Here is a 12,830-nt window from a genome sequence, read left to right as displayed (position 1 = left end):
CGGGCGCCCCGCCGCGCGGCCGGCCGGAGATCAGAGGCGCTGCGGGAGCCGCTGGGCGGGGACGCCGACGGTGCGGTCCGCGGCCGCCGGAGCGAACGACAGCCGGCCCGGGTCGAGCAGCCACATGCCCGGCCCGACCTCGACGGCCGCCACCCGCTCCTGCGGAGCGGTGATCCGTTCCGCCGTGCGGCGCGCGTACTCCGCCCACCTGCGGTCACCGAGCCGCCGCGCCGCCCGACCGCACTCCGCGAGCTGCCGCAAGGCGTCCTGAGGGAGCCCCTGACGCAGATCCACCATCGCCAGACCGCTCAGCGCGCCCACGACCCCCCGCAGGTCGTGGCCGGCCGAGCAGACCGCCAGTGCTCTGCCGTACCGCCTGGCGGCGGTCGGCAGACGGCCCTGGCCGAGCAGTACGTCGGCCTCACCGATCCGGCAGCGCGCGGCGCCGAGCTGGTCGCCGACCAGGCCGAACAGCCGCCGGGCCTCGTCGTACCGGCCGAGCGCCCGGTCCGCCTCGCTCCGCTGCCAGGCGAGATCGCCCAGCGAACGGAGCACCGCCGCCTCGGCCGCCCGCGAATCCGCCCGGCGCGCCGCGTCCAGCGCACGCCGGTGGGTCTCCTCCCACTCCTCCCAGGCCGCACACGTGTGGAAGTACCCGGCGGCACTGCCCGCCAGCTCCCACACCATGGACCCCAGCCCGGCCGTGTGCGCCAGCCGTACCGACTCCACCAGCCCCGCGGCCTCCTCCCGGAACCAGGTGAGCGGCGAGTACCGGGCCAGTACCGGATCCGCGGCGTACGGCGAGGGCTCCGGTGCCGGATCCCCGGTCCGCGGGATCCGGCCGGGTGCGAGCAGCGCGTCGGCACGGCGGGAGAGCGTCAGGAAGGCGCCGCACAGACGCCTCGTCGCCTCGTGCAGCGACTCCTCGCTCTCGTCCTGGCGCAGTTGCACGGACAGCACCCGCAGCAGCTCATGGAAGCCGTAGCGGACCTGCCGCCCGTCCGGCTGCGGCCTGGTCTCCAGCAGCTGGGCCCGGACCAGCCCCTCCACCAGCTCCTCGGCGACGGGCAGGGAGACACCGAGCAGCGCCGCCGCCGTCCACAGCGCGAAATCGGGCGCGGGCGCCAGCCCCAGCAGCCGGAACGCCCGCTGCTGCTCGGGCTTCGCCTCCAGATAGGCCGTCATCAGGCAGGCCCGCAGGTCGAGGTCACCCTCGTGCAGCCGCTGCAACCGGGTCCGCCCGTCACGCAGCCGGGCCGCCAGGTCCGCGGCGGTGGTGTGCGGACGGGCGACCAGCGAAGCGGCCGCGACCCGCAGGGCCAGCGGCAGATAGCCGCAGAGCCCGGCGATCTCGGCGGCGGCCACCGGGTCGGCCGCCATCGGCTCGCCCCCGTTGACATGAAGCATCTCCATCGCCTCGTCCGGGCGCAGCGGCTCCAGCATGAGGTGCCTGGCACCGTCCAGGGCCGACAGGGTCCTCCGGCCGGTGACGATCACCGAGCAGTCGCCGACCGCCGACAGCAGCGGCCGCACCTGCTCCTCCGAACCGGCGTCGTCGAACACCAGCAGCAGCCGCCGGCCCCGCACCGCATCCTGAAGGGCCGCGGTGAGCCGCCCGCGGTCCGCCGGGACCGGACCCACCGAGCCCTGGTCGCCCGCGGCACCGAGCAGCCGCAGCAGCGAGGCCGCCGCCTCCTCGGCGGTCAGTGCCCGGCCGAGGGCACCGCGCAGCCGGAGCAGCACCTGGCCGTCGGGGAACGCGTCCGCGACCTGCCGGCTCAGCTGCACCGCCAGCGCCGTCTTGCCCACGCCGGCCCGCCCGGCCACGGTCAGCAGCCGCACCGGACGCCCTCCGGCCTCGCCGCGCAGCATCCGTTCGGCCGAGGCGGTCGCCTCGTGGCGGCCGATGAACCCGGTCGTCTCGACAGGCAGCCCCCGCAGCGGCCCGGCGGACGGGGCGACGGCCGCGCCGCCCGGTCCGGGTGGTCTCCAGTCCAGGGACGGATCCGAGTGCAGGATCCGGTCCTGCAACCGCCTGACCGCGCGCCCGGGTTCGACACCGAGCTCCTCGACCAGCGAGCGCCGCAGCCTGGCGTAGATGCGCAGGGCGTCCGACTGGCGGCCGGTGCGGTACAGCACCACCATCAGATGTCCGTGCAGCGACTCCCGCAGGGGGTGTTCCGTGGCCAGGGCCATCAGCTCCCCGGCGAGTTCCCGGTGCCGCCCGAGCCGCAGATCCGCCATGATCCGCTGCTCCAGGGCCTCCATCCGCAGCTCGTCCAGCCGGATGGCGGTGCTCTCCAGGCGTACGCCGTGCGGCACCCCGGAGAGCGCCGGTCCGGTCCACACCCCCAGGGCGTCGTGCAGCAGTCGGGAGGCGTCGGCGTACTCGCCCTTCTCGTAGGAGGTACGGCCCGCCATGCGCAGTGTCTCGAAGCGCGCCAGGTCGAAGTCCTCGTCGGGCACCCGCAGCAGGTACCCCGGCGAGCGGGTGAGGAGGAGCCCTTCGGTCGCCTGGTGGGGGTGTTCGGCCTCGGCCAGGAGCTTGCGCAGCTGCGAGACGTACACCTGAAGGGTGGTGGTCGCGGTGCGGGGCGGCTCGGTTCCCCAGAGTTCGTCGATCAGGCTGTTCGCGGAGATGACCTCCCCGGCTCGCACCAGGAGGGTCGCCAGCAGCGCGCGCGGTTTGGCGGCGGACGGCGTGCGGGGGGACAGGGAGACCGGCCCCAGGATCCGGAAACGCATCAGGTGATTCCTAAGCATGTGGTTCGCGAGTGGGTGGTTCGGGGGCGAGCGGTTCGGGAAACGGACGGTTCGAGGGCGGCCCGTTCACAGGGCTGCCGGACGGACTGCCGGTCGCCTCCGGCGACTTCGGGACGTCGCGGACCCCAGGTCCTCGGACGTGGCAGCGGTTCGACGATCAACGCGCGTTGACCTCCTTGTCGGTGGAGCCGGACGCCGTGGCCCGGCGTCCTGGCAGGTGCGTGGTTCTGTGGCGGGACCGGGTCAGCAGTCCTGCAGGAGCGAGACGGAGGTGCTGGCCACGATCCGGCTGCCCTGACTGAAGATGACCCGCATCCGGGCCACGGGACGGCCGACGGCGTCCCGGCTGGCGCGGCGGGAGGAGACCGTGCAGGTGAGCGGCAGGTCCGTGTCCCCGAGACCGCGGTAGGAGGTCCGCCAGTGCGTCAGGACGGCGTGGCCCGGCTCGAAGCCGTGCAGTTCCGCGGCCACCAGCAAGGACGCCTGCCGGGACGCCTCCAGGAACAGCGATCCCGGAATGGGCCCCCCGGCCGTCGGGTGGAAGACCTCGTGCTCCGGGGCCGGGTCGACCGGCAGCATGAACTCCCCGTCCAGCACCCGGAGCGGTGGCCCGACCAGCACATTGCGCGGGTCGTCGCGGCCGACGCGGGCCGGACGGAGCGACTGGCCCGCGTCGGCGGGAGTCATCGGGCAGGTGTCGTTGAGACTCTCGCGCCTGCCCCGTGCGCGGTGGCTCTGGAGGGCCCCCGGCATGACGAACACCAGCCGGGTCCGGTTCAGCCCGCAGCTCACCCCGTCGATGGCCACCCTGGCCACCGACTCCAGACAGCGCGGGACGCCGTTGACCACGTCGCTCGGGGTGAGGGTGAGGTCCATGGCCAGGTGGGCGGCGCGTCCGGTGCGGCGCCACGGGGTGAGGTCGAGGATGTCGGTGCTGCTGGAGGCGAAGGCCCCGGGCCGGTTGCGGGGCACCCGGAAGTACTGCTGGGCGACGAAGTGCGCGGCCTGATGCATCGTTTCCGCGGGGAACAGTACGTCGTGGAAGATCCCCGGCCCGTCGGTGAACAGGTCATGGTCGTCAGGCAGTTCCGTGGACAGGACGAAGCACTGCTCCTCGGGCGCGGTGGCGTCCAGGACGAAGCCCTCGGCGGTGGCCGGCCGGCGCAGCAGATGCAGCGGCGCGGGCGCGGCCTGCGTGGTGGCACGGCCCGAGCCGTGGGAGTGCGGACGGTCGGAGGGGAACGGGAGCGCAATATCCATGGAGTGGTCCTCAGACTGGCGGCGCTCGGAGCGTCGGATCGAGTGGGAGCGGCGGCCTTTGCGCAGGGGCTACCCGCGAGGCGCGGACACCGTCCGGAAAGGCGTGGAGGTGACCACGCGCAGGGAGCGCGCGGCCTCGACCGAAGCGCAGCCGGCCAGCCCGAGCGCGTCCCGCAGCTCCTCGGTCAGCATGCGCAGGACATCGCCGACTCCGGCCTGACCGTTCGTGGCGAGCCCCCAGAACACGGGCCGGCCGACGAGGGCGCCGGAGGCGCCGAGCGCCACGGCCTTGACGATGTCGCTGCCGGTGCGCACCCCGCCGTCGACCAGGATCTCGCAGCGGCCGTCCACGGCGTCCCGGATCTCCGGAAGCACCGCCATCGGCGGTACCGCGCCGTCGAGTTGGCGCCCTCCGTGGTTGGAGACGACGATCGCGTCGATTCCCCGGTCCGCCGCCTGTCGTGCGTCGCCGGGGTCGAGGACCCCCTTGAGGACCAGCCGGAGGCCGGTGCGCTCGCGGAGCCGTTCGATGTGCTCCCAGGAGAGCGATGCCGTCATGAACGCCTTGGTGTGTTCCGCCACCGCGGACGTCCGGGACCGGTGGGCGTGGGCCCGGGACGCGGCGCCGTCACCGAGGTGCGAGGCCTGGACCTCCGGCGGGAGCGTGAACCGGTTGCGGACGTCGCGCAGGCGGCGCCCCATCCACGGCAGGTCCACGGTCAGCATCAGCGCCTCGCAGCCGGCCGCCTCGGCCCGGTCCACGAGGTCGAACAGGCGGGCCTCGTCGTTGAGCCAGTAGAGCTGCAGCCACAGACGGCCGGCCTGTGCGGCGATCTCCTCCAGCGGACAACTGCTCAGTGTGCCGGTGACGAAGGGCACCCCGGAGTCCCGGGCCGCGCGGGCCACGGCCAGTTCGCCGTCGGGATGGACGAGCCGGTGGTAGGCCATGGGGGCGATGGCCAGCGGCGCCGATGCCTCCCGGCCCAGCAGCGGGGACACGGTCGAGCAGCCGGCGACGTCCCGCAGGACCCGCGGCACCAGGTGGAGCTGCTCGAAGGACGCGAGGTTGGCGCGGAGCGAGGACTCCGTACCACTGCCGCCCGTGACGAAGTCCCAGATGCCGGGCGGCAGGACCGCGGCGGCCGCCCGCTCCAGATCCTGCAGACAGGCGGGCTCGGGCTGCCACCGGGCGGCGTCCTCCTCCCGGACCGGCCCGGGTACGGAGGAGTACGAGGAGGATGTGGTCATCGCGCGGTACCGCCCTGCCTGGCCCGCTCCAGCTCGACCGCCTCGTACAGCGCCTTGATGTTGGAACTGCCGAAGGTCTCCGCACCCAGACGCTCGATGACCTCGAAGAAGAGAGAGCGGCGCGGGTGCGAGGAGCGGGTGAATATCTGGAACAGCTGGCCCGCGTGGTCCTCGTCCACCAGGAGGTTCCACCTGCGCAGGTCGTCCATCGGATGGTTCTTGGGCGACACCCGCTCACCCAGGAGGTCGTAGTAGGAGCCGGGGGTGTCCAGGAACTGCACTCCGCGTCCGGACAGCGCGCCGACGGAGCGCACGGCGTCCTCCACCGAGAACGCGATGTGCTGGACTCCGGAGCCGCCGTGACGGGCGAGGAACTCGTCGATCTGCCCGGGTTCGGCGGTGACATCGGGCTCGATGACGGTGAAGGTCACCGACTTCGAGGCGTTCTGGACGACCTTGGAGTTCATCCCCTGGGCACCGATGACGATGTGCTCCTCGAAGACCGCGTCGAAGCCCAGCACCTCGCAGTAGTAATCCACGGTCGGCTGCAGCTCGCCCGCGTTCACACAGACCGCGAAGTGGTCGATCTCCTGGAGACCGACGGGCGGCGTGACGGCGCGCGCCGCCGCCAGGGCGGCCGGATCGGCGACCAGCCCCCGGGGCAGCGTCGGCGCCGCGCTGCCGCCGTCCGGGACAAGGGTGTGCACGACATCGCCGAAACCACTGACGGTCGCGGTCTCCCCGCCCGCCGGATGCGGCGCCGGGGCTGCCACCGGCCGCGCCCCCCGCCGGACGGCCTCGGCGAAGGCCGCGCCCACATCGGGGACCTGTACGGCGATGTCGGCCACCCCGTCGCCGTGGCGCCGGGTGTACGCGCCGATGGGATGGTCCTGCGCCCGGCTCTCGGTGAGGACGAGCGTGATGCCTCCCTGGGCGAGGGCAACGCTTCTGAGGCCGTTTCCGGTGGAGACCTCACGGGCGACCACCTGGAACGCGTACTGCTCGACCCACGCGGCCGTGCTCGCGTCGAGGTCTTCCACGCCGAGCTCGACGTAGTCGATGCCGAGATCGCCGTAACCTGCAAACCCACTCACGTGTTTCTCTCCTCAGAAATGTCGCGGTGCTCCGCCGGTGCGAGGCCGACGTCCCGGCTCGGGAACCGAACGCGGGACGTCGGCCGTACGCCCTCCCGCCCGGGGGCCGGTGCCTCCGGGCGAGGCATGCAGGAACGCTGCCGGTCAGCTGTCGGCCATGGCGTCGGCCAGGCTCTTGGGACGCATGTCGGTCCAGGAGCTCTCCACGTAGTCCAGGCACTCCTGGCGGCCGGCCTCGCCGAATACGGTGTCCCAGCCCTCGGGCACGTCCACGGAGGCGGGCCACAGCGAGTGCTGGCCCTCCGCGTTGCGCAGCACGAAGTACGGGGCGTTGTTGTTCTCGAACGGGTTCGTCACTGTCGTGTCCTTTGCGGTGTGGGTTGACGGTCCGTGGATTGACGGCCCGTGGGTCAGGTGACGGCCGGCGCACCGATGCGGGAGAGTACGTCCCGCAGCAGGCCGGCCCGGTGGTCGGAGAGGTAGAAGTGCCCGCCTTCGAAGGACCGTGCGGTGAATCGGGCACGGGTGACGGATGCCCATGCCGCCACCGAACCGGCGTCGACCTCGTCGTCGTCATCGCCGTAGTACGCGACGACGGGCGTGTCCAGGACGGCACCGGTGTGCCCGGCCCGGTACTCCTCCACGATGCGGTAGTCGGAGCGGATGGCGGGAAGGACCAGCTCCAGCAGGTCGGGGTGGTCCAGTGCGGCCGCGTCCGTGCCGCCCAACTCCTTGAGATGCTCGACTAGTTCCGCGTCCGATGCGGTCGAGTAGACCTGTTCCGGGGTGGACTCCCGCCCCGGGCCGGACCGCCCGGAGACGAACAGCCCCGCGATCCGGGCGCCGTGCACCTCGTACAGCCGCCTGGCGACCTCGAAGGCGACCGACGCGCCCATGCTGTGGCCGAAGAGCGCCAGCGGCCGGTCCAACAGCGGCAGGCACTCCGCGACCGTCGGCGCCACCAGGGCCTCCATCGTCTCCGCGAGCGGATCGACCAGCCGGTCCTCCCGCCCGGGGTACCGCACCGCGCGCAACTCCACGTCGTCGGGGACGAGCGGCCCCCACGCCTGGTAGAAACCCGCCGTGCCACCGGCATGCGGGAAACAGACGATGCGTGTCCGGGGGTTCGCCGACGGCTTCACTATTCGTAACCACTGCTGTGCTGGGCGCACGTCATTCCTCTCGGCCTCGGTGTCGATGGGCCCCGGCGCCCACGGTGGTGGAGCGGGCGCCGGCGTCGTGTCAGGGAGCCTCCGTCTGCTCCCGGACGAAACCGGCGAGCCGGTCCAGCCCCTCGTCGATCTCCGCGGGAAGCAGATGGCTGAAGGACAGCCGCATCACATTGCGCGGCTCGGAGCCCGCGTAGAAGTGGTGCAGCGGCGTCCACAACACCTGGTGCTTCCCGGCGCTGAACTCCAGCAGCTCGTCGCTCGCGGCGAAGGGCACGGTCAGCAGCAGGAAGAACCCGCCGCCCGGGGTGTTCCAGGACACGCCCGGCACCTGCCCGTCGCCGAAGCGCGCGGCCAGGCCGTCCAGCATCAGCCGGAGGTTCCCGCGGTACGTCTCCCGCTCACGGGTGTTGGCCGCCCGCAGGCTGTTCCCGTTCTCCAGCAGCTTCCCGGCGATGACGGCCTGGGCGATCGGCGAGGTGTTCACCGTCGTCATGCTCTTGATCTTCGCCAGTTCGTCGGCCAGCAGACCGGTCCCGCCCCGCGCGTCGATGACGCGCTGGTCCGCGACGGCGTACCCGACCCGGGCACCCGGCAGCCCGGTCTTGGCGAACGAGCCCAGGTAGACGACGCGTCCCTCGGTGTCGAGGGCCTTCATCGTCGGTGGCCCGTCGTCGCCGAGCAGACCGTACGGATTGTCCTCCAGCACCAGGAGACCGAGCTCCGAGGCGGCCCGCAGGGTTCGCAGGCGCTCCTCCTCGCTCATCCGCACCCCGGTGGGGTTGGCGAAGTCCGGCACGAGGTACAGGGCCCGCGGGCGCAGGCCCTCTGCCCTCGCCCTGTGGACCACGGCGGCGAGATCGTCCAGGTCGACACCGGTCGAGGACTCCTCGACCGGCAGCAGCGGCATGTCCACGAGCTGCGCCGCCCCGTGCACCCCGACATAGCAGGGCGACACCGCCAGGAGCACGTCCTCGGGGGTGGCACGCAGGGCCCGGAGGGTCAGATAGAGCGCTTCCTGGCAGCCGACGGTGACCACGATGGACTCCGCGTCCACCGTGATGCCCTCGTCGACGGCCAAGTGGGCCGCGACCAGCTCGTGGATCACTCCCTTGGTGCGCCCGTACTGCAGGACGGTGCGCCGGACCTGCGCCTCGTCACCGTCGAACCGCTCGGACAGACAGCGGCGGTAGAGGTCGAGGTAGCGGTGGACGTCGTCGAGGTCGAAGTAGCCCTCGAACGGACGGCCCGCGGCGAAGGACACGGCGTCCGGGTACTCCTGCGCCACTTCGTTGAGGAAGTTCATGGACGCGCTCACCGGGGAGTTCAGCGAGTCGTGCAGATCCCGCACGTCGAGCTGCGGGCAAGAGCGTTCCACGGCCGGGTTGCTCACGATTCCTGGTTCCCTTCTGACGACATGCGCGCTAGCCCGCGGGGGCGAGGGTGTGCGGTCGGCTGCCGGACGCGAAGGCGTCCAGCACTCTCGCCGCGACCTCGTCGGGGGAGTCGGTCTTCTTGACCAGCCAGACCTGCGGTTTCTCTGCCGTGGTGCCGGTGCTCAGCTTCTTGCGGCCGCCACCGGTCACATTGAGCAGGCACTTCGCGTCCGGCGGCAGCAGCTTCGCCCGTACGGCGTTGCGCAGCGCCGCCACGGCGACCGCGGGGGCCGGCTCGATGTCGATCCCCTCCAGCTCCTCGAACATCGCACGGGCGGCCGCCGCTTCCGTCCGGTCGGCGACCAGCATGTCGCCCGAACTCGACCGCAGGATGTCCCGGACACCACCGCCGACGAGGTAGGGAGGGGTCGCGTTGGCCAGCTCCGGCGCGTAGAGATCGAGCGGCGCCTCGGCGTCGCCGAGGTCGGGCTCCCGCTTCCACGCCCGGCTCAGGGGCGGGTAGTCGGCGTTCTGGCACAGGAACATCCGCGGAACGGAACGACCGTCGGCCGAGCCGGACGCGATGATGCGCTCGCACGCCTCGTGGGTGGCGATCGCCCCGGCGCCGCTTCCCACCGCCTGGAAGTAGAACTCGGGAAGTGTTCCCATCTCCTCGAAGGCGGCCAGGGCGACCACGCCCAGACCGTCCCGGCGGCCGACGTTGCGGACGCCTCCTTCGGCGAAGAACTCGGGGGTGCAGGCGACGACCTTACGGCTGAAGCCGATGACGTCGTTGTACGTCGCATCCTCAAGTGCCATTACCTGAAGGTCGGCTGAGGCACCGTCGGCTGCGGCCAGCACCACGGGCAGCGCCTGGCTCGGGACGATGAGCAGGCGCGGGATGCCTTCGCCCCCGGCGGCGGCGAAGGCCGCCGCGGTGTTGCCCGCCGACGCGACCACCATCACACCGGCCCGCTGGGGAGTGCGCCCCAGCACCGTGAAGGCCTCCAGCTCCTTGAAGGAACCGGACACCATGCGGCAGCCCCGTTCGGGCCAGTACCCGCTGAAGGAGATCCACAGGTCCGTCAGACCGAGCGCTCTCCCGAGTCCTTCACTGCGATACACCACGGGCCGGCTGGAGCCGTCGATCTCACGCCGTACGGGAAGCCATCCGTAGCGGAAGATCCCGGACTTCTCCGGCGCGACGGTGAACTGCTTCGCCATGTACTCAGTACGCAGCAGGGTGTCGTCCCCGCATCGCGGACAGCTCATGCAGAGCCCGTCGTCGGAACTCCGCCAATCGCAGCCGGCGCACACGAGCAAGTAGGGACAAGCAGGGTCCACGGAGCGCTTTCCTTTCGTATCGAACGATGTTCTCGCCATGGGGCACACACCTGTCCACCGATTTAGCGCGGACAGGCGCCTGCACATTGCGGGAGGTTTGCGCCCCCGGCCAATTACACATGCCGCGGCGCGAACTCGACGGGCACACCGGCATCAAGCCCACATGACGGGGTGACATCGGCATGCAAAAAGGGAAAACGGCGCTGAATAATTCCTTCGCCGACCTATGGAGTGAGAGTAGTTCCAGCTATGGCAAAGACACTCGGCCGTGAATCGTCACACGCGTTCCCGCGCCGGCCGAATGCTCGCTCACCGAGCACACTTGATCACCATCGAAGCCGCGCCAGAAGAGTCTGGAACACGTACTCGGGCGAGGCAATCTCAAGAAGATCGCCTGACGTCAGCCCTGGTGAAAAGGAACCGAAAAATGGCCGTACTCCCCCCGTTGTCCCCCGCTAGCCGCATGTACGTTCGCATGCGTGCAGTGGACAACATAGACGTCGCACCAGAGGCTTTCATATGATCTAGATCACATTGCATGCGCCGAGGCGATCAACTTAACTGGCCTGACGCCTGCTCAGAACTTGCCTGAATCCTGCCACTTATGTGGTTCAGGAGTGATATGGGCCATCGTCACGCTTCATTCACGACGTGGTTTTCTGTACGGCGAACACGACAGCTACACGGGGGAAGCTATGTGTGCACGAGCAAATTTGGCATGTCTTGTTGAGGGCAGTGGACAGATGCCCCGCACCCAGGAGCGCTGCGCTTCGGCGGAATCCGCCATTCCGCTCCGTAGGTGCGAAGAGCCATCCACGTCGAGCCGAAACCGGACACGGGAAGTTCCGGGACTCGGCCGTCCCGAACGTCCGTCACAAAAGCCCTCTTTCGGCATGACTGCGACGGCCGGCCCGCACAGCTCCCATTAAAACCGTTGCCGAAGCCCGGCACGGCTGATATCGAATTCTCTGCGGCCCGGATGCGCCGCCTCACCACGACGATTGTGCGTCCCTCGCGGATTGTGCGCCCCTCATAAAGCCAAGCGGTCACTTCCCTTCGGCAACCACGCGCACTTCGGCCACGCCCACCTCCCACGGGGAGGTCTTCAGGGACGAACAATCCCCAGCCCTGCACTCACGCATGCGTGAAAACTCTTTATCAACGGGATGATGGAGCGGTATGAGCACGTCAGAAGTCGGCGCCGTGTACAAGGAGCTCTCTGCCGCGCAGCGAGGCATCTGGAACGCTCAGCAGATCGACCCGGACAACCCCATCTACAGCGTCGCCCAGTACCTGGAGATCACGGGCGACCTGGACACGCGGCTGTTCGAGTCCGCCCTGCGGGAGGTCATCCGCCGGACCGAACCCCTCCATGCGCGCTTCACCGGTTCCGGGACCTCGCTGCGGCAGTACGTGGCCGTCACGGACGACTGGCCCCTGCACACCTTCGACGTCAGTGGTGAGAGCGACCCCGTCGCCACCGCCGAAGCCTGGATGCACACCGACATGGCCCGGCCGATCCGCCTGGACGGCGACCGCCTCTTCACCCACGCCCTGTTCCGCGTCGCGGCCGACCGCTACTTCTGGTACCAACGCGCCCACCACATCGCCGCCGACGGATTCAGCGGGGCGATCGTCAGCTCCCACGTGGCCGCCCTCTACACCGCCCTCGCCACCGACGCCCCCGTGCCCGAGCAGATGACGGCGTCGCTGGCCACCCTGCTGGACACGGACGTCGAGTACCGCGCCTCGGAGAACTACGCCGAGGACCGCGCGTACTGGACCGAGGTACTGGCCGACCGTCCGGACATACCGAGCCTCAGCGGCGGCCGACCGCCCACCGGCACCCCGCACGCCCTGGCACGGCACGTCGAGACCATCGACACCGAAACCTCCGCGAACCTCCGCCGCGCCGCACGGAAACTGCGGACCACGGTGTCGGGGCTCGCCATCGCCGGCGCCGTGCTGTACTTCCACCGCATGACCGGCGCGGAGGACGTCATCATCGGTGTCCCCGTCCTCGGCCGGACCCGCAAGGAAATCGACGTCCCGGGCATGGCGGCGAACATGCTGCCGATCCGCGTGGCCGTGTCGGACGACCTCACCCTCCAGGAACTCGTCCGCCGAGTGGGATCGTCCATCCGGACCGCACTGCGCCACCAGCGGTACCGCTACGAGGACATGCTCAGGGACCTCAAGCTCGTCGGCCGGGGCAACCTCTTCAGCCTCGTGGTGAGCGCCATGCCGTTCGACTACGACCTCGCCCTCGGGGAGTGCTCCGTACAGCTGAAGCCGCTGGGGGGCAGTCACTTCAACGACTTCTCGCTCTCGTTCTACGACAACTCCTCCGACGGCCTCATCGGAATCGCCTCGGACGCGAACCCCGAGCTCTACGACAGCGAGTCGAACCGCAGCAAGGTCGAGCACTTCCGGAACGCCCTGATCGCGATGGCCGAGGCCACTCCTGACACCCCGGTCGGTCGGGTTGAGGTGTTGGGGGAGCGGGAGCGGGAGTTGGTGTTGTCGGGGTGGAATGACACGGTGCGTGAGGTTCCGGCGGTGACGTTGCCGGATCT

General features: G+C 70.6%; 9 protein-coding genes. 1 reads left to right on the top strand and 8 read right to left on the bottom strand.

All coding sequences use genetic code 11. The features are described 5' to 3' along the window. Positions 1–30 precede the first annotated feature (30 nt). The 8 genes from GA0115234_RS04495 to GA0115234_RS04460 all read right to left on the bottom strand — a co-directional run bounded on the left by GA0115234_RS04495 (position 31) and on the right by GA0115234_RS04460 (position 10,293). Positions 31–2,745 carry an AfsR/SARP family transcriptional regulator gene (locus tag GA0115234_RS04495; protein WP_093539526.1) on the bottom strand — a complete coding sequence of 905 codons (2,715 nt, stop codon included), beginning with the start codon at positions 2,743–2,745 and terminating at the stop codon, positions 31–33. A gap of 261 nt (positions 2,746–3,006) precedes the next feature. Then, positions 3,007–4,023, bottom strand: a complete 1,017-nt coding sequence (locus GA0115234_RS04490) for an AfsA-related hotdog domain-containing protein (protein WP_093539525.1) — start codon at positions 4,021–4,023, stop codon at positions 3,007–3,009. 69 nt (positions 4,024–4,092) lie between these two features. Then, the gene (locus GA0115234_RS04485) at positions 4,093–5,271 is read right to left on the bottom strand and encodes an alpha-hydroxy acid oxidase (RefSeq protein ID WP_093539524.1); all 1,179 of its coding nucleotides are present in this window, start codon (positions 5,269–5,271) and stop codon (positions 4,093–4,095) included. Continuing rightward, positions 5,268–6,365 carry a 4-hydroxyphenylpyruvate dioxygenase gene (gene hppD, locus GA0115234_RS04480; protein ID WP_093539523.1) on the bottom strand — a complete coding sequence of 366 codons (1,098 nt, stop codon included), beginning with the start codon at positions 6,363–6,365 and terminating at the stop codon, positions 5,268–5,270. Before hppD ends, GA0115234_RS04485 begins: the two co-directional genes overlap by 4 nt. A gap of 144 nt (positions 6,366–6,509) precedes the next feature. Beyond that, on the bottom strand, positions 6,510–6,722 hold the full coding sequence (locus tag GA0115234_RS42200; protein ID WP_093539522.1) for an MbtH family protein: 213 nt from the start codon (positions 6,720–6,722) through the stop codon (positions 6,510–6,512). Positions 6,723–6,775: 53 nt separating this feature from the next. Beyond that, the gene (locus GA0115234_RS04470; protein ID WP_256088607.1) at positions 6,776–7,537 is read right to left on the bottom strand and encodes a thioesterase II family protein; all 762 of its coding nucleotides are present in this window, start codon (positions 7,535–7,537) and stop codon (positions 6,776–6,778) included. A gap of 70 nt (positions 7,538–7,607) precedes the next feature. Further along, on the bottom strand, positions 7,608–8,927 hold the full coding sequence (locus tag GA0115234_RS04465) for an aminotransferase-like domain-containing protein (RefSeq protein WP_370803808.1): 1,320 nt from the start codon (positions 8,925–8,927) through the stop codon (positions 7,608–7,610). Positions 8,928–8,958: 31 nt separating this feature from the next. After that, positions 8,959–10,293, bottom strand: a complete 1,335-nt coding sequence (locus GA0115234_RS04460; protein WP_256088606.1) for a cysteate synthase — start codon at positions 10,291–10,293, stop codon at positions 8,959–8,961. A 1,140-nt stretch (positions 10,294–11,433) separates the two neighbouring features. Here GA0115234_RS04460 and GA0115234_RS04455 point away from each other — a divergent pair. Next, positions 11,434–12,830: condensation domain-containing protein (locus tag GA0115234_RS04455; protein ID WP_237541090.1), on the top strand; the 1,397-nt coding region annotated here is incomplete at its 3' end.

The organism is Streptomyces sp. DvalAA-43, from assembly GCF_900091725.1.
GTDB classification, from domain to species: domain Bacteria; phylum Actinomycetota; class Actinomycetes; order Streptomycetales; family Streptomycetaceae; genus Streptomyces; species Streptomyces pulveraceus.
This window is presented reverse-complemented; position numbering and strand designations above follow the sequence as displayed.